Origin of the sequence: Mesorhizobium opportunistum WSM2075, assembly GCF_000176035.2 — a bacterium.
Classification (GTDB): Bacteria; Pseudomonadota; Alphaproteobacteria; order Rhizobiales; family Rhizobiaceae; genus Mesorhizobium; species Mesorhizobium opportunistum.
The window spans coordinates 4,373,484-4,396,153 of sequence record NC_015675.1 but is presented as its reverse complement, the minus strand read 5'-3'; the positions used below and the strand labels follow the sequence as shown (position 1 = coordinate 4,396,153).

Here is a 22,670-nt window from a genome sequence, read left to right as displayed (position 1 = left end):
TTCTGGGTTTGTTTTTCGATTCTGGATCAGAACCATTCTGGATCAAAACCCTTGTCCAGATGCCTTGGGGGCCGCCATGCTGACACGCAAGCAACATGAACTCTTGATGTTCATTCATGAACGGCTCAAGGAAAGCGGTATTCCGCCCTCCTTCGACGAGATGAAAGAGGCGCTCGACCTCGCCTCCAAATCAGGGATCCATCGCTTGATCACGGCGCTGGAGGAACGCGGCTTCATTCGCCGGCTGCCCAACCGGGCGCGTGCGCTGGAAGTGCTGCGGCTGCCGGATTCGATCGCGCCGGGCCTCAACGCGGCAAAGAAGTTCTCGCCAAGCGTCATCCAGGGGAGTCTCGGCCAAGGCGGTCTCGGTCAGGGCAGCCTCGGCCGCCAGATCAAGCCGGCACCGTCGCGCTTTGCCGCTGCTGGCAACGACGACGATGCGGTTCCAGCGGTGTCCATCCCGGTCATGGGTCGCATCGCCGCCGGTGTGCCCATCGATGCCATCCAGCATCAGACGCATACCATCTCGGTGCCGCCGGACATGATCATGGGCGGCGAGCACTATGCGCTGGAAGTCAAGGGCGACTCGATGATCGAGGCCGGCATCTTCGATGGCGACACGGTCATTATCCGCAACGCCGATACGGCGAGCCCGGGCGAGATCGTCGTGGCGCTGGTCGACGAGGAGGAAGCGACCCTGAAGCGGTTCCGCCGCAAGGGTGCTTCGATTGCGCTTGAAGCCGCCAATCCGGCCTACGAGACGCGCATCTTCGGGCCGGACAGGGTCAAGGTGCAGGGCAAGCTGGTTGGGCTGATCAGGCGCTACTGAGCCGGCACGGCACTTGGCTTGTCAGGTTTGCGATAGGGCTCCAGGCCTCTCGCCTCGCGCGAAAACTTTCGCTGCGCGTGCCAGGGCCGATACGGGCTGTCCACCGCGAAGCTGATGGTTGGCGGACCGGTGGCCGATTGGCGGTCGAAGAAGATGGCCGCACTGCCCTTGCGGGCGAGCTGCCGTTTGGTAACGACGAGAACCAGCGGATTGTGGCAGGCATCGTAGGCTGTCGCGTCATTGACGATGATCAGGTCGGCGAAGCCACAGGCCTTCCAGGTATCCTTGCGGTCTTCGACATGCGCTATGATCGCACCGGACGGGTGCCTGGCGAGACAGACACCGTCTGTGCAATAGAACGGCGCTCCCGGCGGGAGATTGACGGCATCGGCAATATCGAATTGTCCATCCGCCTTGTCGAACATCTCTGGCGGGATGATGGTTTCGGACGTCAGCGCGCGTTTCCAGTTGTCGACCGTGAATTCGTTCGGCCGGGCCCGGCTGACCGCGAGTTCGCCACCGCCGATCGGCAGCGCGACCAGCCGCGCGTCTTCCGAGACCAGCACATCCGGCGTGCGCGTGTCGGACACCGCCAGCAAGCCGGCGAGCGCGAATGGAAGCGCTGCAAGCCGCAGCCACGTCGTCGCCATCGTCGCGATGACCAGGGCAATCGTCACCAGCAGCACGGATTGCTGTGAGATGAGCCCGACCGCATCGACCGGAGAGCGTTCTGATATCCACGCCGAAATGGCGATCATCGCGGTCAGGCCCTTGCCCATCAGGTAAAGGGATGGCGCATCCAGTCCGAACGGCATCAGCAGCGCGCTGGCAACGGCCAGGAACATCACCACCGACACGATCGGCATGACGGCCAGATTGGCGAACAGGCTGAGCGGCGACACCCGCTGGAAATGCCAGATGGCAAACAGCGCCGTGGCGCTGCCGGCGATAATCGAGGTCATGGCCAATCCGCCTGTCGCCAGCAGGAATTTTCGGGTCAGGAAACCGGGCAAGGATCGCTTCGGCGGCGGTGGCCTCGTTTTTCCCGCCCGGTGATCCGCCCAGCCGGCATAGGCGCCGACCAGGGCCGCGGTCGCGGCGAACGACATCTGGAAGCTCGGGCCGACCACCTCATGCGGGGAAACCAGGATGACGGCGATCGCCGAGATCGCCAGATTGCGCATGGTCAGAGCCGCGCGATCGAACAGGACGGCAATCAGCATCACCGCCAGCATGATGAAGCTGCGCTCGGCGGCGACGACGACGCCGGAGATGACGAGATAGGCGGCGATCGACAAAAGTGCGGCCGCGGCCGCGTATTTCTTCACCGGCCGGCGCGCGGAAAAGTCCGGGAACAGCGCGAAGGCGCCGCGCAGCAGCCCCATGATGGTTCCGGCGACCAGCGCCATGTGCAGTCCCGAAATGGAGATGATGTGATAGATGCCGGTGCGCCGCATCGCTTCGTTGATTTCGTCGGGGATGCCGGCGCGCACGCCGACGATCAGCGCCGCCGCGATCTCGCCTTCGGCGCCGCCGACGCTGCCCCTGATATGGTCGGCGATGGCTTCGCGGGCGTTTTCTATCCCTGAGGAAAGGCGGGCCGACAGCGGCATGCCACCGTCATCGGCCGCAACGACTTTTGGATTGCCGAGAAAGAACCCGCTGCCGCCAATGCCGGCGAAATAGCTGTCGAAGGAGAAATCGTAGCTCTCCGGCCGCACCGGACCGGTTGGCGGCAACAGTTTGGCGTAGCCCGTGATTAGGGAGCCGGCGGTCATTTCCGGCGGTATCTTGCGTGCCGAAAGCCGGACCCTTTCCGGCGCGTAGCGCAGTTTCGGCCGAGCGGTCGATGTCACGTCGATGGTCAGCCGGATGCGGCCGGTCTCCATCTCTTCGATCGAGACCACGCGGCCGCTCAGTTGCGTCGAGATTTCCGAGCCCAGCATCCGGGTTCCCGTGCGCCACGTCTCGACCTTGGCGGCGAGCAAGCCAAGCGCGCACAGCAATGCCGCCATCAGGAACAGATGGGTTTTCGGCCACGAGCGCGAGACAATCGCCAGGAAGCCCATGAGGACGACCACCGCGACAGGCCTGGCGAAGTCCGGTTCGACCGTCAGCGAAAAATAGCCGATCGCGCCGATTGCAAGGCAAACCGGCACCAGCAGGAAGCCAATGCCGCGGTCAAGCTCCAGCTCCGCCGCCGCAGTGATGCCGTTGCGCAGGCGCGGCAATGACAGCCGGCCGAGTTGCCGACGCACACGCACGATCCTGCCGGCCGGCGACGAAACTGGGGCGGGGATATCCGGTAGCGACTGCTTGCCTGAACCCGGCACGAGAGGCGATTGCGTCGGCAGCGAGGCCGGCAGCGGCATCGCAAACAGGGACCGCTCGCTGACGCCGACAACTGCGTCCTCGCCCTGATCCGAGCCCCGGCTTCGTCCAGCCATCGGGTCTGCCCCTTGCACCCCTGACGCCCTATGCTACATGAACGCGCGACGCGCGAAAGTCCGCGCAGCCACACCCGCCTCAGACGCTTCCCGAGAGTTCCATGTCCGACAAGGTCGTCACCCGTTTTGCCCCCTCGCCCACCGGCTACCTGCACATCGGCGGCGCGCGCACGGCGCTGTTCAACTGGCTGTATGCAAAGCATACTGCCGGCACGATGCTGCTGCGCATCGAGGACACCGATCGCGAGCGTTCGACCGAGGCGGCGACGGCCGCGATCCTGGACGGCCTCACGTGGCTCGGTCTGGGCTGGGATGGCGAGGCGGTTTCGCAGTTCGAGCGCGCGCCGCGACACCGCGAGGTGGCCGAGGAGCTGGTGCGCCTGGGCAAGGCTTATTACAGCTACGAGACCCCCGCCGAACTCGAGGCGATGCGCGAGGCAGCGCGCGCCAAGGGCCTGCCGCCGCGCTACAATGGCCAGTGGCGCGATCGTGATCCGTCCGAAGCCCCGCCCGGCGTCAAGGGCGCCATCCGTGTCAAGGCGCCGACCGAGGGCGAGACCGTGGTGCACGACCGCGTGCAGGGCGAGGTGCGCTTCCCCAACAAGGATCTCGACGACTTCATCATCCTGCGCTCCGATGGCAACCCGACCTACATGCATGCCGTCGTCGTCGACGATCACGACATGGGCATCACCCACATCATCCGTGGCGACGATCACCTGACCAATGCCGCCCGCCAGACCGTGATCTACAACGCCATGGGTTGGGATGTGCCGTCGATGTCGCACATCCCGCTGATCCATGGCGCCGACGGTGCCAAGCTGTCGAAGCGGCATGGCGCGCTTGGCGTCGAGGCCTACCGCGCCATGGGCTACCTGCCGGAGGCGCTGCTCAACTACCTGGCGCGCCTGGGCTGGAGCCACGGCGACGACGAGATCATGTCGATCAAGGACATGGTGTCCTGGTTCGACATAGGCGACGTCAACAAGGGCGCGGCCCGTTTCGATTTCGCCAAGCTGGAGGCGATCAACGGCGCCCATATGCGGCGCATGGCCGATGCCGAACTCTTGGACATCTTTATCGCCACTTTGCCCTATCTTGAGGGCGGCCCGGCGATGGCCGCGCGCCTCGACGACCGCAACAAGGCGCAGCTGCTGGCAGCGCTGCCCGGCCTGAAGGAGCGCGCCAAGACGCTGGTCGAGCTCGTCGACGGCGCCGCCTTTCTGTTTGCCACGCGGCCGCTGCCGATCGACGACAAGGCGGCACTCCTGCTCAATGACGATGCCCGCAAGATCCTGCGCGGCGCTCACGAAGCTTTGAACGCGCTGTCGGGCGACTGGACGGCCGCGGCCGCGGAGGCCGCGATCCGCGACTACGCACTGGCCGGTGGTCACAAGCTTGGCGCCGTGGCGCAGCCTCTGCGGGCCGCCCTGACGGGCAAAAGTACCTCGCCAGGCGTGTTCGACGTGCTTGCCGTCCTGGGGCGCGAGGAGAGCCTGGCGCGCATAGCCGATCAAATCGATTAGGAGCAAACTGGCCCAAGAAGATTGGCATTGAAAGGCGGGTTTCGCAGTGCAACATTAGGCCCTGGCCCAATCTGGCACGCACCCTCCTGAAATGCGGTGGCGAATACGCGCATTGCGGTGATTTCGACGTGTCGCTTTGCAGAAATTTGCCTTTGCCGGCATGAGGAAACGAGAAGGAGTTTGCAATGACCGAAGCTGCGACAAAACTGGAATTTGGCGGCAAGACCCAAGAGGCCACGGCAAAGCTGGAATTCGGCGGCAAGACTCATGAGTTCAAGGTGCGAAGCGGCTCCGTCGGGCCCGACGTCATCGACATCGCTTCGCTCTACAGCACCACCGGTGCCTTCACTTACGATCCCGGCTTCACCTCGACGGCGAGCTGCGAGTCGGAGATCACCTTCATCGATGGCGATGCCGGCATTCTCCTGCACCGCGGCTATCCGATCGACCAGTTGGCCGAACACGGCGATTTCCTCGAAGTCTGCTATCTCCTGCTCTACGGCGAACTGCCGACCAAGGCGCAGAAGGACGATTTCGATTACCGTGTAACGCGCCACACCATGGTGCACGAGCAGATGTCTCGCTTCTTCACTGGCTTCCGCCGCGACGCGCACCCGATGGCGGTGATGTGCGGCGTGGTCGGCGCGCTGTCGGCCTTCTATCACGACTCCACCGACATCTCCGACCCGTACCAGCGCATGGTTGCCTCCATGCGGCTGATCGCCAAGATGCCGACGATCGCGGCCATGGCCTACAAGTACCACATCGGCCAGCCCTTCATTTACCCGAAGAACGATCTCGGTTTCGCGGCCAACTTCCTGCACATGTGCTTCGCCGTGCCGTGCGAGGAATACAAGATCAACCCGGTGCTGGCACGCGCCATGGAGCGCATCTTCATCCTGCATGCCGATCACGAGCAGAACGCCTCGACCTCGACGGTCCGTCTCGCCGGCTCGTCGGGCGCCAACCCGTTCGCCTGCATCGCCGCCGGCATCGCTTGCCTGTGGGGCCCGGCCCATGGCGGCGCCAACGAAGCGGCGCTCAACATGCTGGGCGAGATCGGCCATGTCGATCACATCCCGGAATTCATCGCCCGCGCCAAGGACAAGGACGACCCGTTCCGGTTGATGGGCTTTGGCCACCGCGTCTACAAGAACTACGATCCGCGCGCCAAGATCATGCAGAAGACGGCGCATGAGGTTCTGGGTGAACTCGGCATCAAGGACGATCCGCTGCTCGACATCGCCATGGAGCTGGAAAAGATCGCGCTGACCGATTCCTACTTCATCGAGAAGAAGCTCTACCCGAACGTCGACTTCTACTCCGGCATCACGCTGAAGGCGCTGGGCTTCCCCACCACCATGTTCACCGTGCTGTTCGCGGTTGCCCGCACCGTCGGCTGGATCGCGCAGTGGAAGGAAATGATCGAAGATCCGCGCCAGAAGATCGGCCGCCCGCGCCAGCTCTATACCGGTGCGCCGGAGCGTGACTACGTGCCGATCGCGAAAAGGTAGGGAATAGAGGGAATAGGCAGTAGGGAATAAGAGGCCTACTGCCTACTGCCTACTGCCTACTGCCTACTGCCTACTGCCTACTGCCTACTGCCTACTGCCTACTGCCTACTGCCTACTGCCTACTGCCTACTGCCTACTGCCTACTGCCTACTGCCTACTGCCTTCTTTATGCACCCCATCACCACCTCAGCGGCGATCTCGCCTGAAGGCCTGTCCGTGGCCATGCGCCTGACAACTTCAGCAAAGCCGTCCTTTTGCCAGCTACGGTAGGCGGTGTCCGAAAACAGGGCCTCCAGCTGCCGCGCCAGATAGCGTGGCCGCACATACTGGTTGTAGTGCTCCGGCACGATCGCCTGGTCGGTGATGAGATTGGGCAAGGCGGCACTCCACACCCTGACCAGGCCCTGGACCATGCGCATCACCGGATCGAGCCGGTAACACGAGATCGTCGGCACGCCCGACAACGCCAGTTCCAGCGACACCGTTCCAGACGCGATCAGCGCGGCATCGGCCTTGCCGAAGGCCTGCCATTTGCGCTCGGGATCGAGAATGATTTCCGGCTCCTGGTCCCAGCGCGCCACCGAGGCCCTGACCAGGTCGGCGACATGCGGCACTGTCGGCAACAGCAGACGCAGTTGATGTCCGCGCTGCCGCAGGATCGAGACCGTCTCGCCGAACGGTTCGATCAGCCGGCTCACCTCACCGCGCCGCGAACCGGGCAAGACGAGCAGCGTCTTGATGCGATCTCCCGAGAGGTCGCGCGGCTGGATCTGCGCTCTCGCAGCGCTGAGTACGCCCGGATCGTGCGCAAGGCGATGTCCGACATAGGTGCCCTGCGGGCCGCCGAGGCGGCTGAGCTCCTTCACCTCGAACGGCAGGATGCACAATATGTGGTCGACATAGGGCTTCATCGCCGGCGCCCTGCCCGGCCGCCACGCCCAGACACTTGGGCAGACATAATGGACGATCGGGATCGACGGATCGGCGGCGCGGACCTTTTTGGCGACGCGCAGCGAGAAATCAGGGCTGTCGATGGTGATCAGGCAATCGGGGGTTTCAGCAGCGACCGCGCCCGCCGTCTGGCTGATCCGCCGCATCAGGCGCGGCAGGTCACGCAGAATGGCGCTGAGCCCCATCAGCGCGATCTCCGCCCCGTCGAACAACGGCACCAGCCCAAGCGCCTGCAGATGCCGTCCGCCAATGCCGACCAGCCGTACCTCGCGTCCGGTCATGCGTTTCAACGCCTGCACGATGTCGGCGCCCAACAAGTCGCCGGACTCTTCGCCGGCGACGATGGCGATCTTCAGCGGCTTCTCAGTTGCCATGGCCAGGCTCCGCGGCCGGCAGGCCGAACACGAACAGGCCAAGCGCATTGGCGCGCGCGAGAACGTGGGGACCTTCGAGGATCAGCGAATGGCCCGCTTCCACGGCAATGCCGGCAAGCCCGGCGGCGTGTGCCGCCTCGACCGTACGGGGGCCAATAGATGGCAGGTCGGCACGCAACTCCTGGCCGGGCTTGGCGCATTTGACCAGGACACCGCGGGTCTTGCCCGCAAGCCTGCCATGGCCGCGCAGCTGCTGCGTCCGCTCGAGCAGTCCGTGGGTGCCCTCGACGCCTTCCAAGGCAATAGCGCGGCCACCGATGGCAATAGCCGCCTGACCAATGTCGAGCGCGCCTATGGCCTTTGCCGCCGCGCGTGCCGCCTCGATATCGCGCCAGTCGGACTTTCTCGGCACTGCCTTGGTCAGCGGCCCTTCGGTCGCGACAAGCCGGGGCACGACCTCATGCGCGCCGACGACTTTAACGCCGCGCGCCTCCAGGCCGCGGGTCAATATCTTCAACAGCCCGTCATCGCCGCGCGCAAGCGCCATGGCGACCGAGGGTATCAGCCCCAGCAAGCCAAGGCTCGGGCGCAGGTCGACCAGCCGCGGCCTGCGCCTGATCTCGCCGGCAAGGACCAGATGGGTGATCCGCTGGCGCCTCAGCAACGCAGCCAGCGAGCCGATGTCTTCCAGCGCGAGGCTTTCATGCTCGTAGATTATGAGGTCGGACTGACGGTCGGCCTGACCGTCGACCAGGATGATGATGGGCGGATGTCCGGCCTCTGCCAGGCCGGCCGCCACTTCGACCGGAAGGCTGCCGCCGCCGGCGATGATGCCGACCCTGGCATCAGGCGGGAGATCAAAAGCAGTTCCCGCCGTCTCAGTCTTCATCATCGGTGTCGTCGCCATCGCCGCCCTTGAGCGACGGCACAGCATAGTGCCGCTTGCCGCGACTGGTGATGAAATCGATGATCTTCATGGCTGTCGGTGAAGCGGCGAACTCGGCCTTGGCCAATTCGATGTTCTCGCCGACGGTGCGGGAGCGATCGAAGATCGTCCTGTAAGCCCTGCGCAGCAGATAGATTTCGGAACGCGGCAGGCCGGCACGCTTGAGGCCGATGATGTTCAAGCCGCGCAAGCTGGCGCGGTTGCCGACGGCAATGGCATAGGGAATGACGTCACCGACGAAAGCCGAGCACCCGCCAAGAAAGGCGTTGTCGCCGACACGCACGAATTGATGCACGGCGCTGAGGCCGCCAATATAGACGTTGTCGCCGATCTCGCAGTGTCCGCCCAGCGTAGCGCCATTGGCGAAGGTGGCGTTCTTGCCGACAACGCAATCATGGGCGATGTGGGCGTAAGCGAGGAAATTGCCGTTGTCGCCGACCGTCGTTTCGCCCCGGCTGGTGTCGGTTCCGACATGCATGGTCACGCCTTCGCGGATGGTGCAGTTGGCGCCGATGACCAGGGTGGTGCGGCCGCCCTTGTGCTTGGTGTTCTGCGGCGGCGCGCCCAGTGTCGCCATCGGATAGACCTTGGTAGACGCTCCGATAGTGGTCGCGCCCATCACCGAGACATGGCTGACCAGTTCGACACCGTCGCCGATCACGGCATCGGCGCTGACATGGCAGAACGGCCCTATGCGCACACCTTGGCCGATTTGAGCGCCTTCTTCCACGACGGAAGAAGGATGGATTGAAGTCTTGATTTTCATAGGCACTCGATCGTCAGTCGCCGGTGACCATCATGGCTGAAATCTCGGCCTCGGCCGCCTTGGTACCGTCGACCAGGGCTTCGCAGGCGAATTTGAGCAGGTTGCCGCGCTTCTTGATTTTCTTGACATGGATCTTCAACTGGTCGCCGGGGACGACCGGTTTGCGGAATTTGGCATTGTCGATGGTGAGGAAATAGACCAGCGACGGCTTCGATGCCCCAAGGCTGCGGATACAGATGGCGCCGGCCGTCTGCGCCATGGCCTCGACGATCAGCACGCCCGGCATCACCGGCTGGTCGGGGAAATGCCCCTGAAAATGTGGCTCGTTTATGGTCACGTTCTTGATGCCGATGGCGGAGTTGTCGCCATCGATCTCGACGATGCGATCGATCATCAGGAAGGGATAGCGGTGCGGCAGGAGCTTCATCAGCCCCATTATGTCGACCGCTTCCAGCGTCGTCGCCGCCACCATGTCAGCCATTGTCCTTGCCCTGCTTGCGTGCCCTGGCCATCGTGCGCAACATGGCTATCTCTCGCATGGCTTCCGCCATCGGCTGTGCCGGATAACCGCCCCAGATCTCGCCGGCAGGAACATTGCTCATAAATCCACTTCTGGCGGCAAGCTTGGCTCCCGTGCCGATGGTCAGGTGATCCGCCAGCCCGACGCCGCCGCCCATCGTGACATTGTCACCCACGACCACGGAACCGGAAATACCGGAAAGCCCGGCCACTATGCAATTGCGGCCGATGCGGACGTTATGAGCGATCTGTACGAGATTGTCGATCTTGGTACCCTGGCCGATGATCGTATCGGACATGGCGCCGCGATCGACGGTGGAATTGGAGCCGATCTCGACATCGTCCTGGATAACGACCCGCCCGATCTGGGGAACGCGTTCCGGCCCCTTGGCGCCGCCAACGAATCCAAAGCCGTCCTGGCCGATCCTGGCGCCGCCATGGATGATGACCCGATTGCCGATCAGCGCATACTGGATACTGGCGCCTGGCCCGACATAACCGTCACGGCCGATCCGGCAGGACTGTCCAATGACGGCGTTGGGCGCGATGACGGTGCCGCTGCCGATCGAGACGCCCGGCCCGATGACCACGCCGGCCTCGATGATCGCGCCAGCTTCGACATGGGCGGTCGGGTCGATATGAGCGTGTGGGGAGATACCGGTTTCACTGGTCATTGGCCCCGGCGTCGCGGCTGTCGGGAACAGCAATCGTCCAACCAGCGCGAATGCCTGTTGCGGCCGCGGATGGATCAGGACAGCGACGCCGTCCGGCGCCTTGTTGGCGAATTCGGCCGGGCACAGGACCGCCGCGGCCCGCAGCGACGGCATCAGCGCTGAATTACGCTTGCCGTCGACGAAGACAAGCGCATTGGCGCCGCCCTCGCTGGCCGGAGCCAGCGCAGAGATAGAAACGTCGGATTGGCCGGAATCGACAAGCACCGAGCCGGTCAGATTCGCGACTTCGGCCGCCGTATACCGGCGTGATGGCGCGAAGAACACCGGATCGGTCATTCCAGAAGCTATATCCAGCTAGGTCGGAACATTTCTCCCGGATCCAGAAAATCCGGGAGCATCGTTGGCCGCCGATCAGAAGCGGGTCGATATGCCGAAGTTGAATTCCTGCACGTCGTCGGTCGCTTCCTTCCTGACCGGGATCGCATAGTCGATACGGATCGGACCGAAGGGCGAGGCCCACATCAGGCCGATACCGACCGAAGCACGCAATTTCATGTCAAGCGAACTCTGGTTCACGCTAGTATCGATCTTGCTGCCGTACAACGTTGCAGCATCCGCAAATACAGCGCCGCGCAGACCGAAGCTCTCCGGAACAACAGGCAACGGGAACTGCGCTTCGGCCGAGGCGTTGAAATAGGTCACACCACCGAGATGGTCACCCGTGGTCGGATCGACCGGGCCGATACCGCCATAGGCAAAGCCACGGATCATGCGGTCAGTGCTTTGGAATTGATCGAATATCCGCAGAGATCCATCGCCGCCGTAAGCCTCCACGTGACCCGCACCGCCTGAAATCAATCCGACCAGGTCAAGCTGCTCGGAGAGGGTCTGGTAGACGCTGCCGCGTCCAGTGACCTTCACGAACTTGGCATCGCCACCGAGACCGGCCACTTCGACCGTCGTGTTGGCGTAGATACCCTCGTGCGGGTTCTTCATGTCGTCGATGGTGTTGTAGACCAGCCCCAAGCTGACCGACGACTTGATCCAAGGACTCTGAGCGATGCCATCCAGGATGGCCGGAGAAATCGTGCAGGTGCCGTCCAAATTACCAGGACCGGTGGGACCGCAACTATCGTCGACCTTATATTTCTCTTGCGAGATATTGTAGGCCAACTGGGTCGTGATGCTGTTGGTGATCGGCAGTCCGAAGCGGATCGTCGCGCCCGTCGTGTCGCTGTCGTAATTGTTGTTGTATTCCCGCGTCGACTTGTAGATGTCGAAGCCGGCGGCGATGCGACGGCCGAGGAAATACGGCTCGGTGAAGGACAGGCTGTAGTCGCGCGAATTCTTGCCGCCGCCCGCCGACACCTTGATGAACTGGCCGCGGCCGAGGAAGTTACGCTCGGTGATCGATCCTTCGACCGACGGACCCGCCGTGTCGCCACCGGTCGAATAGCCGGCGCCGACCGAGAATTCACCCGTCGACTTCTCGACCACGTCGACCACCAGGACGACCTGGTCGGGCTGCGAGCCGGGCACCGTCGAGATATCAACTTTGTCAAAATAATTCAGGTCTTCCAGCCGCTTCTTCGCGCGCTGGACAAGCACCTGGTTGAACGCGTCGCCTTCGCTGACGTCGAATTCGCGGCGAATGACGTAGTCGCGTGTGCGATCGTTGCCACGGATCTCGATGCGCTCGATATAGGCCTTGGTGCCCTGATCGATGGTGTAGACCACCGAGATCGTATGGTTCTCGAAATTGCGGTCGCCACGTGGCGTCACCTGCGCGAAGGCGTAGCCGGAACCGGCCACCTTCTCGGTCAAGGCAATGATCGAATCCTCGACGTTCTTTGCGTTGTAGACGTCGCCCTTTTGGGTCTCGACCACCGATTGCAGCGACTTGGCGTCGACTTCCGGGATCGTGCTTTCGACGCTGATATCGCCGAAATTGTACCGCTCGCCTTCCTGGACGGTGATAGTGACGGTGTATTTGTTCGTCGCATTGTCGAGCTCGCCGACAGCCGACACGACCTGGAAATCGGCGTAGCCGTGATTGTAATAGAAGCGGCGCAGCAGCTCCTGGTCGGCGCGCAGCTTGTCTTCGTCATAGACGTCATCGCGCAGGATGAACGAAACCCAGGACGAGCGCTTGGTGTTGATCACGTCCGACAGGCGGCGGCTGGAATAGGCGCTGTTGCCGACAAAATTGATCGCGGCGATCTGCGTGCGGTCGCCTTCAGTGATCTTGAAGACCACGTTCACGCGGTTGTCACCGAGATCCATGATCTGGGTGGTCACGCCGGCGTCGTCACGGCCGATACGGCGGTACGCGGCCTTGACCGCCTCGACGTCCGAATCGAGCGTGGCTTGCGAGAACGTGCTGCGCGGCTTCAACTGAACCGCGGCCTGAAGCGCGTTGTCCTTGAGCTTCTTGTTGCCCTGGAACAGCACCTGGTTGACGACCTTGTATTCGGAAACCTTGACCACCAGGGTCGAGCCGACCTGGTTGATCTGGACATCCGAGAACAGGCCGGTGCCGAACAGCGCCTTGACCGCGCTGTCGATGTCCGAACTGGAGAAGGCCTTGCCCGGCTTGATGGTGATGTAGTTGCGGATGGTTTCGGCGTCGACACGCTGGTTGCCGCTCACTTCCACCCGGCTGACGACAGCGGCTTCAGCCGCCGATGTGGCAACGAATTGCACTGCGAGCGCACCTGGTACGACCAGAGCGGCGGACAGTGCCGCCGCGGACGCGGCGTTCAGAAACTTGGATGCTGCCTTCATCGGGCTTAATAACCTTTTCTCGTAGTCCCCACGGCGAGAAAACCGGACGTGCGGTAATTTCCCCTACCGTATTAACCGGATTTTCCCTACACGCAAGGCTTCTGGTTAATTTGTATTTACTTAACCGAGTTGCGTGGCTTTCGCGTCACTCATATCCCCGTGCATGGTAAACGGCGTCTCAACATCGACCGTGCCCAGGCCAAATTCCTTCATGATTTCAGCACCCAAACAGATCGTTCCAGAAAACGAAGCCCATGAAGCACAGCACCAGAAGCAGACCGGCCCGATAGGCCATTTCCATCATCCATTCCGACACCGGACGGCGGATGACGGCCTCCACCCCGTAGAACAAGAGATGGCCCCCGTCGAGGGGGGGAATCGGCAAAAGGTTTAGAATGCCTATCCCGACGGACAGCAATGCAACGAGCTGAACCAGCCACTCGAAACCCAGCTTGGCTGCCTTGCCGGCCATGTCGGCGATCTTGACGGGGCCACCCAGCTGGCACTTGTCCTCGCGCCCGACGGCGAAGCGCTGCATGAACTGACCGGTGCGCTCGATCACATGGCCGGTTTCCTCGACCGCCGCGGCAACGGCGCCGACCGGGGTGTAGGTGACGAGACGGGGCTGGCCGAGCTCCTTGTTGTTGACGACGCCGATCACCGCGACCCTGACCTTGTTGCCGAGTGCGTCCTCCTGCTCCATCAACTGCGGCGTCGCCGTCACGGTGACTTCCTTGCCACCGCGCAGCATGACGAAGGTGATCGTGTCACCGGCACGGCCCGAAACCAGGCGCTGCACGTCACCGAAGGTCTCGACCTTGCTGCCGTCGACACTGACGAATCGGTCTCCGGGCAGGATGCCGGCCCTGGCTGCCGGACTGTCAGCGGTAACCTGCGCCACCATGGGCTCGGCGACATAACGCCCATAGGTGGTGAACAGCACGGAGAAGACGACGATCGTCAGCAGGAAATTGAACAGCGGCCCGGCCGCCACCGTCGCCGCGCGCTTCCAGATCGCCTGGGTGTGGAAGGCGATCTTGCGTTCCTCGTCGGTCAGCGTTTCGAGCTCTCCAGCCGTAGGTTTGCTGGAGGTGGCACTCATGTCGCCGACAAATTTGACGTAGCCGCCCAGCGGTATGGCGCAGAGCTTCCAGCGCGTGCCATGCCTGTCGTTGAAGCCGATGAGTTCCGGACCGAAGCCGATCGAGAACGCCCTGACCCCGATGCCGCACCAGCGGCCGACGAGGTAGTGGCCCATTTCGTGGACGAACACCACCACGGTGAGCACGAAGAGAAACGGCACCAGCGTGCCGAGAAAGAGGCCGTCCGTGCTGAAAATCGCGTGAAGAATCTCGTTCAACTCAGGCCCTCAATTCTTCCGCGGTTGCGCCGTGACTGTGACATCAATCCAGGCAAATCCAAGGCATGCCCGCATCGGATCGCGGAACGACACCATTCAAATGGGAAACAGCCCCCGTGCCGGATGATCGGCCCCCGCCGAAATCCAGCCGATGACGTACAGGGCGAGAGCCGCCGCGACAAGCCCGTCGACGCGATCCATGACGCCGCCATGGCCTGGAATGAGCACGCCCGAATCCTTGCAGCCATGCCGCCGCTTGACCCATGATTCGAAAAGGTCGCCAGCCTGGGCGACAATCGAAAGCGCGAGCGCCACAAGACCGAGCAACGCCAGGTTGCCGGCGCCGGCGATGGCGGCAAGGATGAGACCGGCGACAACGCCGCCAACCGCGCCGCCGAGCGCGCCGCTGCGCGTCTTGCCGGGCGAAATCGACGGCGCCAGTTTGGGGCCGCCGACCGCGCGTCCGACGAAATAGGCAAAAATGTCGGTCGCCCAGACCACCGCGAACAGAAACAGGATGGCGACGAGCCCCGAATGGTCGCCATCACGCAGCAGGGCAAGCGACAAGCCAGACACGCAGGCATAGGCAAGACCGCTCGCGTCCCACTGCCCGCTCTTGCCGACCCGGGCGGCAATCGCCGCCACGGCAACCAGCGCCACGACGAGCGGCAGCAGCCAGAATGCGGGAAGGCCGGCAATCAGGGCGACGATGAAAACGGTGGCCAGCGCTTCGGGCAGGAAGCCGAGCCCGCTGGCCGGCACAGGCCGCGACATGCGTGTCCACTCGTAAAAGATCATCGCCGACATCGCCGCGCACAGCAGCCGGAAAGGCAGGCCGCCAAGCCAGGTCAGGCCAAGGGCGACAATGGCCAGCACGACCGCCGAAATGACGCGGAGCTGAAGGTTGCTCATCCCGCGGCCGGTCGCGAAGCGACGTCTGGCGGGCCCAGGCCGCCGAAACGGCGCTCGCGGCCGGCGAATTCGCGCAAGGCCTCGGCGAGGTGCTCGCGGTTGAAGTCCGGCCAATAGCACGGCAGGAAGACGAGTTCGCTGTAGGCGGCCTGCCACAAGAGGAAGTTGGACAGGCGGAGCTCGCCGCTGGTGCGTATGACCAGTTCCGGGTCGGGGATGCCTTGCGTGTCGAGCAAGCCGGCAAAGTTTTCGGCGGTGATTGCCTCGCTGTCGATCTCGCCGCGCGCCACGGCCGAGGCAAGCTTGCGTGCCGTGCGGACGATCTCGTCGCGCCCGCCATAGTTGAAGGCGATGACCAGCGTCAGCGCCTCGTTGTTGGCGGTAAGCGATTCAGCTTCGTCGAGCAGCCCCCTGATGTCGGCCTGCAGCCCTGTCCTGTCGCCGATGATCCTGACCCGCACGCCGCTCTGGTGCAGATCGGCAAGGTCGCGGCGGATGAACAGCTTCAACAGTCCCATCAGGTCGCTGACCTCGGACTTCGGCCGCGACCAGTTCTCCGACGAGAAGGCATAGACGGTCAGGAAGGAGATGCCGAGATCGGGAGCCGCCCGCACCGTCTTGCGCAGCGCCTCCACCCCGGCGCGATGACCCGCAAGCCTCGGCATGCCACGCGCCTTGGCCCAGCGTCCATTTCCATCCATGATGATCGCGACGTGCGCGGGCGTTGTCATGATCTCGCTTTCGGATCAGCCCAAGGCCAACCTAAACCTGCATGATTTCAGCTTCCTTGTCGGAAAGCAGATGATCGATGGTGCTGATCGTTTCGTCGGTGAGCTTCTGCACCTGGTCCGAGCGCTTGCGATGATCGTCCTCGCTGATGTCGCCGTCCTTCTCCGCTTTTTTCAGGAAATCCATGCCGTCGCGGCGCACGTGGCGCGCGGCGACGCGGGCGTTCTCGGCGTAGCCATGCGAGATCTTGACCAGTTCCTTGCGGCGCTGCTCGTTGAGCTCCGGCAGCGGAATCCTCAGATTGGTGCCGTCGACGATCGGATTGAAGCCCAGATTGGATTCGCGGATGGCGCGGTCGACGGCACTGACCATCGACTTGTCCCAGACCGACACCGAGATCATGCGCGGCTCCGGCACCGTGACGTTGGCGACCTGGTTGATCGGCATGGTGGTGCCATAGGCCTGCACCTGGATCGCATCGAGCAGATTGCTGGAAGCACGACCGGTCCGCAGCGAAGCCAGGTCATGCTTGAACGCCGCGATTGCCCCATCCATGCGCCGCTTGAGATCGTCGTACTCACCACTCATCTTAGTCTCCTCGACCCGTCTGCCGCGGGTTCACTGCTTCGGGGCGTTCGAGCCGATTGTCGAAACCGGCTTCCCTCTTCGGGATCAGGCCCCGGATCAATCGTCCGCGACGACCGTGCAGCGGCCGCCGCCCCTCAGAATATCGCCGAAACCACCTTTTTCGTGGATCGAATAAACGATTATCGGAATGTTGTTTTCACGCGCAAGTGCAATCGCAGCCGTATCCATGATGGAAAGGCCGCGTTTTATGACTTCACCATGGCTGATGCGCTCGAAACGCGTCGCATCCGGATCCTTTTTCGGATCAGCCGAGTAGACGCCGTCGACCTGCGTGCCCTTGAACAGCGCGTCGGCGCCGATTTCAGCCGCGCGAAGTGCGGCGGCCGAATCGGTCGTGAAGAACGGATTGCCGGTGCCGCCGGCAAAGATCACCACCTTGCCCTGGTTCATGTAGGCGGTCGCCTGGCGTTGCGAAAAGCTTTCGCAGAGCTCGGGCATGGCAATCGCGGACAGCACGACGGCGTCGACGCCGATCTTGTTCAGCGATGTACGCAGCGCCAGCGAGTTGATGACCGTGGCCAGCATGCCCATATGGTCGCCGGTGACGCGGTCTCCGCCCTTGGAGGCGACGGCCACGCCGCGAAAGATGTTGCCGCCGCCGATGACGACGCCAACCTCGATGCCCAGCGCGCGGGCTTCGGCGATGTCGGCGGCAATGCGGTCCACGACCGAGACATCGATGCCGAAATGCTGTTCGCCCATCAACGCTTCGCCCGACGCTTTCAACAAAACACGTCGGTAGAGGGGCTTCACCGTCATATGGTCCTCGTCATTTGCATGTGGGGCGCCTGGGCTGGCCGCCCTCGCGCAGGCACCCGAACATTGGCACGATGCCGAGTTCCGATACACGAAGGGCGCCGCGATGTCACGCGGCGCCCAAACGGCAATTTCATGGCCACCCTGCCCGATCGATCAACTGGTGGAGACGCTGGTCGGCAGACCTTCGACGAGCACCGGCGACGCGTATCCGGAAGGCTTGTCGCCGGTCGCGGCACCGCCGGTAACGCGCGCCTGTATTTGCGGACCGAAAAAGGAATAGGGAAACGGCGCCGGAGTCCTGCTGACCTCGTCCAGCCGTTCGCGAAGCCTTGCGGGAATGTCGAAATCCAGCGCGCCAAGATTGTCCTGCATCTGGGCAAGCTTCGTCGCGCCGAGGATGACGGCGGCAATCCCCGGCTGCGTCGCCGCCCAGTTGAGCGCGACCTGGGACATGGAGCGGCCAAGCTCGGATGCGACCTTCTCGAGTTCGGCGACGATGGCCCAGTTGCGCTCGGTGAACTTCTGAAAGCCCGGATGCGTCGAGTTGCGGAATCCGTCGAGCCGACCGGCGTTTCCGGCCTGAGCCGGCCGATACTTGCCGCTCAGCAGTCCGCTCGCCAGCGGGCTCCAGACCATGATGCCGGCGCCATGGCGCATGCCGAACGGCACGAATTCGTTCTCGATCGCTCGTTCGGCCAGGGAGTATTCCAGCTGTAGCGCCGAGACCGGCTCATATCCGCGCAGTTCGGCGATCGCCTGGGCCCGGCCCGCGTACCAGGCCGGCACATCGGACAGGCCGACATGGCGAATTTTGCCCGCGCGCACGAGATCGTCGAGCGTGCGCATGACCTCTTCGGCCGGCGTCAGCCTGTCCCAGACATGCATGAGATAGAGATCGATATAGTCGGTGCCCAACCGCTTCAGCGAAGCATCGACGGCCCGCATGATGTTCTTGCGGCCATTGCCGCCGGCATTCGGATTGCCAGGCTGCATGTTCATGGTGAACTTGCTGGCGATCACCGCCATGTCGCGCAAGCCGCGCTCGGCGATGAATTCGCCAAGCCAGGCTTCGGCGGTGCCGCCGGTGTAGAGGTCCGCGGTGTCGAAGAAATTGCCGCCCGCCTCGACATAGGCATCGAACATCGCCCGCGCGGTGTCCCTGTCGGCTCCCCAACCCCATTCCGTGCCGAAGGTCATCGTGCCCAGCGCCAGCCGGCTGACCCTGAGGCCGCTGTTGCCGAGCGTGTAATAGGTCATGCTCATGATCGTTCTCCAATGCTTGGTAGCTGCTGCGTCACTGGCCCGCAGTTCACTGTCCCGGCGTCGTCTTGACCCAGGGATTGCCGCGCTCATGCGTCATGCGGAACGTGAAGCCGTCGACCTTCCAGCCGGCGGCGGAGCGCGTCAGGTGGTGCTCATAGGTGCCCCATACTTCCCAAAGCGGGTCGCCATTGCCTTCCATCCGGTTCCAGGCATAGCCGTTGGAACGAACGGTCGCCGCATCGGCCTCGAGGACGACCTGGTGATTGGTGCGCAGGTGCAGGCTTGTCTTGCTGCCCTTGAGGTTGCCCGCCCAGGCGCCGATCAGGTCGTCGGAAGCGATGTTGGCCGCCGGCTGGCCGGAAAGGCTGCTGAAATCGGCAGTGACCCGATCCGCGAAATAGCTGCGTGCAAGCGTCCAGTCCTGGGCGTCGACGGCGCGGTCGATGGCATCGGCGATGCGGATCACCGCGCGCTCGTCAGCTAACGCCTGCCAGTCGGATGGTTCCGCCCCGCCGGCATCGACCGGCGCCAAAGCCAAGCCTGCAGCGAACGTCACATGCTTCAACGCATTCATGTCTCTTCTCCTCGATGCCATCAGCCCATCGCCGACGTGTTGGCGACAATGTGGACCGGCATGCTGACATCGATAAGATTGCATTGTTCGCATAGACTATGCGATATCATGCATTAATGGATCGGGACCTGCTCACCCACCTGCCTGTGATCGTCGCCGTTGCCCGGCGCGGCGGCTTCGCGCTTGCCGCCGCCGAACTCGGCATGAGCCCTTCGGCGGTCAGTCATGCGGTGCGCCTCGTCGAAGAGCGGATCGGCCAGCCTCTGTTCGCACGCACGACGCGCAGCGTTTCGCTCACCGAGGCCGGCAAGGCGCTGGTGGAAACGGCGGCCCCTGCCCTGCAGGACATCGCCGAGCGGATGGACCGTATCCGCAGCGTCAAAGGCAGGCCATCTGGCCTGCTCAGGATCAACGCTTCCAACATCGCGATCCCCTTGGCGGTGACGCCAGTCGTCGCAGCGATGGCCGAGCGCTATCCGGAGGTTACGGTCGAGATTTTCGCCGACCAGGGTCTGGTGGATATCGTCGGCGAAGGCTTCGATGCCGGCATCCGGCTTGGCGAGATGATCGCGCAGGACATGGTGGCGGTCCGGCTGACGCCGCCATTCTCCGTCGTCATCGTCGCCTCGCCCGCCTATATCGGGCGGCACGGCCGTCCCGGCAGCGTTGCCGATCTGGCGAATCACAATTGCATTGGCTACCGGCTCGTCCGCTCCGGGGCACTCTATCGCTGGGATCTGGTCGAGGACGGCAAGGACATCGCCATGGAGACGCGGGGCAGCGTTGTCGTGACGGATTCGCTTGCGGCAATCGATCTTGCGCTTGCAGGCGTCGGGCTCGCCTATATGTTCGAGCCACTGGCGCGCGCCGATCTTGCCGCCGGCCGCCTCGTCCAGGTGCTGCCGCAATCGGCGATCGAGGAGCCTGGGCTTTTTCTCTACTTCCCACGCCGGGCCGCGATGGCGCCGAAGCTGAGGGCCTTCATCGATACCGCAAACGAAATCGGCCGGGCGCCCTTGCGGACACCCGGCCGAGTTGCCTGAGTTCGTTGGAGCAATTCCAGGAAAAGTGTGAAGCGGTTTTCCCGGAAAAGCGCGTAGCGCTTTCCCTTGGGAATTGCGTTAAAATAAAGAGTTAGCCCTGGAAGGGCTTATTTCTTGACCGCCGCCGCGACTTCCGCCGCGAAATCGGACTCTTCCCTCTCGATGCCTTCGCCGAGCGCGAAGCGCAGATAGGCCGTGATCTTGGCCGGCGCGCCGATGTCTTTCTCGGCATCCTTGAGCGCCTTCTCGACGGTGATGTCGGGATTCAGCACGAAGGCCTGCTTCAGGAGCACGACTTCCTCATAGAACTTGCGCATGCGGCCCTCGACCATCTTCTCGATGATCGCTTCCGGCTTGCCGGACTGGCGCGCCTGGTCGGAGAAGATCGCCTTCTCGCGCTCGACCGCTGCCGGATCGATCTGCTCCGCGGTCAGCGCCATCGGGTTGGTGGCGGCGACATGCATGGCGACCTGGCGGCCAAAGGCGTTGGCGGCATGCTCGTTGCCCGTGGTCTCGATCGCGACAAGCACGCCGAGCTTGCCCAGGCCGTCGGCAACCGCGTTGTGGACGTAGGTAGCGACGGCGCCGTGCGGAACGGTGAGCTTGGCCGAGCGGCGGAAGCCCAAATTCTCGCCAATGGTGCCGACAGCGTCCTTGATGGTGTCGGTGACCGACTTGTCCGAGCCCGGATACTTCGCGGCAGCCACGGCTTCCGTCATGCCGTAGGCGAGCGCGACCTTGGCGACATTGGCGACGATTTCCTGGAACGCGGCGTTGCGGGCGACGAAGTCGGTCTCGGAGTTGACCTCGACAATGGCAGCCTCGCGTACGCCACTGTCAACGCCGATCAGGCCTTCGGCCGCGGTACGGCCAGCCTTCTTGTCAGCCTTCGAGATGCCCTTCTTGCGCAGCCAGTCTACGGCCTCTTCCATGTTGCCGTTGGTCTCGGTCAACGCCGCCTTGCAGTCCATCATACCCGCGCCGGTCAAGTCGCGGAGTTCTTTGACCTGTGCAGCCGAAATGCTCATTGTCGCCTCTTTGTCTAGAATGCACCGACGCACCATCGATATTCGATGGTGCGTCTGTTTAGCGTGCCAAAATATGAGAAAGATGGAGGCCGCGGGCGGCCTTCGATTGTCAAGCCTCGGGGGTTTCCGATGCCGGTGCCGGGTCGAGCGCCGGCTCGACGGGAGCTTCGACCGAAGCGCCGATGTCGACACCGAGTGCGCCCTGCTGACGGGCGATGCCGTCGATCGCAGCCTTGGCGATCAGGTCGCAGTAGAGCTGGATGGCGCGGGCGGCGTCGTCATTGCCGGGGATCGGGAAGTCGATCTTGTCCGGATCGCAGTTCGAATCGATGATGGCGACGACCGGGATCCCGAGACGCTTGGCCTCGAGGATGGCGATCGCTTCCTTGTTGGTGTCGATCACGAACATCAGGTCGGGCGTCGAGCCCATGTCCTTGATGCCGCCGAGTGCCTTGTCGAGCTTCTCGCGCTCGCGGTCGAGGTTGAGGCGCTCCTTCTTGGTGAGGCCCTGGGCCTCGCCGGCCAGCATCTCGTCGAGCTTGCGCAGGCGCTGGATCGAGTTCGAGATCGTCTTCCAGTTGGTCAGCATGCCGCCGAGCCAACGCGAATTGACGTAATACTGTGCCGAGCGCTGTGCCGCGTCGGCGACGATGTCCGACGCCTGGCGCTTGGTGCCGACGAACAGCACGCGGCCGCCCTTGGCAACGGTGTCGGAAACCTGCTTCAGAGCCTGGTGCAGCAAAGGCACCGTCTGCGAGAGGTCGATGATGTGGATGTTGTTGCGGGCGCCATAGATGTAGGGCGCCATCTTCGGGTTCCAGCGATGGGTCTGGTGGCCGAAGTGAATGCCAGCTTCCAAAAGCTGGCGCATGCTGAAATCAGGCAGTGCCATTCTCATTTCCTTTCCGGTTAGCCTCCACGGACACAGGCATTTTTGGACGAAGTCCTCGAACGCCACCGGAGGTTTCAGCCGGATTTCTCCCGGGCAGACACCAAAGTCCGTGTGTGGAATGAGCGCGCATAT

At 63.3% G+C, this 22,670-nt stretch carries 20 protein-coding genes; 4 read left to right on the top strand and 16 right to left on the bottom strand.

Annotated elements, in window-relative coordinates; all coding sequences use genetic code 11:
* Positions 1-76: 76 nt before the first annotated feature.
* A complete protein-coding gene (lexA, locus tag MESOP_RS21155) occupies positions 77-829 on the top strand; it encodes a transcriptional repressor LexA (protein ID WP_013895379.1) in 753 nt (250 codons plus the stop codon).
* Here the strand turns inward: lexA and MESOP_RS21150 are convergent.
* A complete protein-coding gene (locus tag MESOP_RS21150; RefSeq protein WP_013895378.1) occupies positions 823-3,276 on the bottom strand; it encodes a ComEC/Rec2 family competence protein in 2,454 nt (817 codons plus the stop codon). The genes lexA and MESOP_RS21150 overlap by 7 nt on opposite strands.
* Before the next feature lie 101 nt (positions 3,277-3,377).
* Between MESOP_RS21150 and gltX the strand changes: the two genes are divergently transcribed.
* Together gltX and gltA are read left to right on the top strand one after the other, a co-directional pair.
* Positions 3,378-4,802, top strand: coding sequence for a glutamate--tRNA ligase (gltX, locus tag MESOP_RS21145; protein ID WP_013895377.1), 1,425 nt, complete (start codon positions 3,378-3,380; stop codon positions 4,800-4,802).
* Between the two features lie 185 nt (positions 4,803-4,987).
* A complete protein-coding gene (gene gltA, locus MESOP_RS21140; protein WP_013895376.1) occupies positions 4,988-6,316 on the top strand; it encodes a citrate synthase in 1,329 nt (442 codons plus the stop codon).
* Positions 6,317-6,456: 140 nt separating this feature from the next.
* On the opposite strand, the gene lpxB is transcribed toward gltA, so the two are convergent.
* The 13 genes from lpxB to MESOP_RS21075 form a co-directional block, all read right to left on the bottom strand.
* Positions 6,457-7,641 carry a lipid-A-disaccharide synthase gene (lpxB, locus tag MESOP_RS21135; RefSeq protein ID WP_013895375.1) on the bottom strand — a complete coding sequence of 395 codons (1,185 nt, stop codon included), beginning with the start codon at positions 7,639-7,641 and terminating at the stop codon, positions 6,457-6,459.
* On the bottom strand, positions 7,631-8,533 hold the full coding sequence (locus MESOP_RS21130; protein WP_167313567.1) for an LpxI family protein: 903 nt from the start codon (positions 8,531-8,533) through the stop codon (positions 7,631-7,633). The genes lpxB and MESOP_RS21130 overlap by 11 nt, the downstream gene beginning before the upstream one ends.
* Complete coding sequence (lpxA, locus tag MESOP_RS21125) at positions 8,520-9,353, bottom strand: acyl-ACP--UDP-N-acetylglucosamine O-acyltransferase (protein WP_013895373.1); 834 nt, start codon at positions 9,351-9,353, stop codon at positions 8,520-8,522. The genes MESOP_RS21130 and lpxA overlap by 14 nt, the downstream gene beginning before the upstream one ends.
* 13 nt (positions 9,354-9,366) lie before the next feature.
* Positions 9,367-9,834 carry a 3-hydroxyacyl-ACP dehydratase FabZ gene (fabZ, locus tag MESOP_RS21120; protein WP_013895372.1) on the bottom strand — a complete coding sequence of 156 codons (468 nt, stop codon included), beginning with the start codon at positions 9,832-9,834 and terminating at the stop codon, positions 9,367-9,369.
* The gene (lpxD, locus tag MESOP_RS21115) at positions 9,827-10,882 is read right to left on the bottom strand and encodes a UDP-3-O-(3-hydroxymyristoyl)glucosamine N-acyltransferase (RefSeq protein ID WP_013895371.1); all 1,056 of its coding nucleotides are present in this window, start codon (positions 10,880-10,882) and stop codon (positions 9,827-9,829) included. The genes fabZ and lpxD overlap by 8 nt, the downstream gene beginning before the upstream one ends.
* Before the next feature lie 75 nt (positions 10,883-10,957).
* Positions 10,958-13,330 (bottom strand): outer membrane protein assembly factor BamA, encoded by a 2,373-nt coding sequence (bamA, locus tag MESOP_RS21110; protein ID WP_013895370.1) that lies wholly within the window; start codon positions 13,328-13,330, stop codon positions 10,958-10,960.
* A 217-nt stretch (positions 13,331-13,547) separates the two neighbouring features.
* On the bottom strand, positions 13,548-14,690 hold the full coding sequence (rseP, locus tag MESOP_RS21105) for an RIP metalloprotease RseP (RefSeq protein ID WP_013895369.1): 1,143 nt from the start codon (positions 14,688-14,690) through the stop codon (positions 13,548-13,550).
* Positions 14,691-14,786: 96 nt separating this feature from the next.
* Positions 14,787-15,602, bottom strand: a complete 816-nt coding sequence (locus MESOP_RS21100; protein ID WP_013895368.1) for a phosphatidate cytidylyltransferase — start codon at positions 15,600-15,602, stop codon at positions 14,787-14,789.
* The gene (locus tag MESOP_RS21095) at positions 15,599-16,333 is read right to left on the bottom strand and encodes an isoprenyl transferase (protein ID WP_013895367.1); all 735 of its coding nucleotides are present in this window, start codon (positions 16,331-16,333) and stop codon (positions 15,599-15,601) included. Before MESOP_RS21095 ends, MESOP_RS21100 begins: the two co-directional genes overlap by 4 nt.
* Before the next feature lie 31 nt (positions 16,334-16,364).
* The gene (gene frr / locus MESOP_RS21090; RefSeq protein ID WP_013895366.1) at positions 16,365-16,919 is read right to left on the bottom strand and encodes a ribosome recycling factor; all 555 of its coding nucleotides are present in this window, start codon (positions 16,917-16,919) and stop codon (positions 16,365-16,367) included.
* Between the two features lie 96 nt (positions 16,920-17,015).
* The gene (gene pyrH / locus MESOP_RS21085; protein WP_013895365.1) at positions 17,016-17,738 is read right to left on the bottom strand and encodes a UMP kinase; all 723 of its coding nucleotides are present in this window, start codon (positions 17,736-17,738) and stop codon (positions 17,016-17,018) included.
* Between the two features lie 153 nt (positions 17,739-17,891).
* Positions 17,892-19,001 (bottom strand): aldo/keto reductase, encoded by a 1,110-nt coding sequence (locus MESOP_RS21080; protein WP_013895364.1) that lies wholly within the window; start codon positions 18,999-19,001, stop codon positions 17,892-17,894.
* Positions 19,002-19,047: 46 nt separating this feature from the next.
* A complete protein-coding gene (locus MESOP_RS21075; protein WP_013895363.1) occupies positions 19,048-19,575 on the bottom strand; it encodes a nuclear transport factor 2 family protein in 528 nt (175 codons plus the stop codon).
* A 116-nt stretch (positions 19,576-19,691) separates the two neighbouring features.
* Between MESOP_RS21075 and MESOP_RS21070 the strand changes: the two genes are divergently transcribed.
* A complete protein-coding gene (locus MESOP_RS21070; protein ID WP_013895362.1) occupies positions 19,692-20,618 on the top strand; it encodes a LysR family transcriptional regulator in 927 nt (308 codons plus the stop codon).
* A gap of 107 nt (positions 20,619-20,725) precedes the next feature.
* Here MESOP_RS21070 and tsf read toward each other — a convergent pair whose 3' ends face one another.
* Both tsf and rpsB read right to left on the bottom strand, forming a co-directional pair.
* On the bottom strand, positions 20,726-21,646 hold the full coding sequence (gene tsf, locus MESOP_RS21065; protein ID WP_013895361.1) for a translation elongation factor Ts: 921 nt from the start codon (positions 21,644-21,646) through the stop codon (positions 20,726-20,728).
* A 109-nt stretch (positions 21,647-21,755) separates the two neighbouring features.
* Entirely contained in the window at positions 21,756-22,538 is a 783-nt protein-coding gene (gene rpsB, locus MESOP_RS21060) for a 30S ribosomal protein S2 (RefSeq protein ID WP_013895360.1), read from the bottom strand.
* Positions 22,539-22,670: the final 132 nt, after the last annotated feature.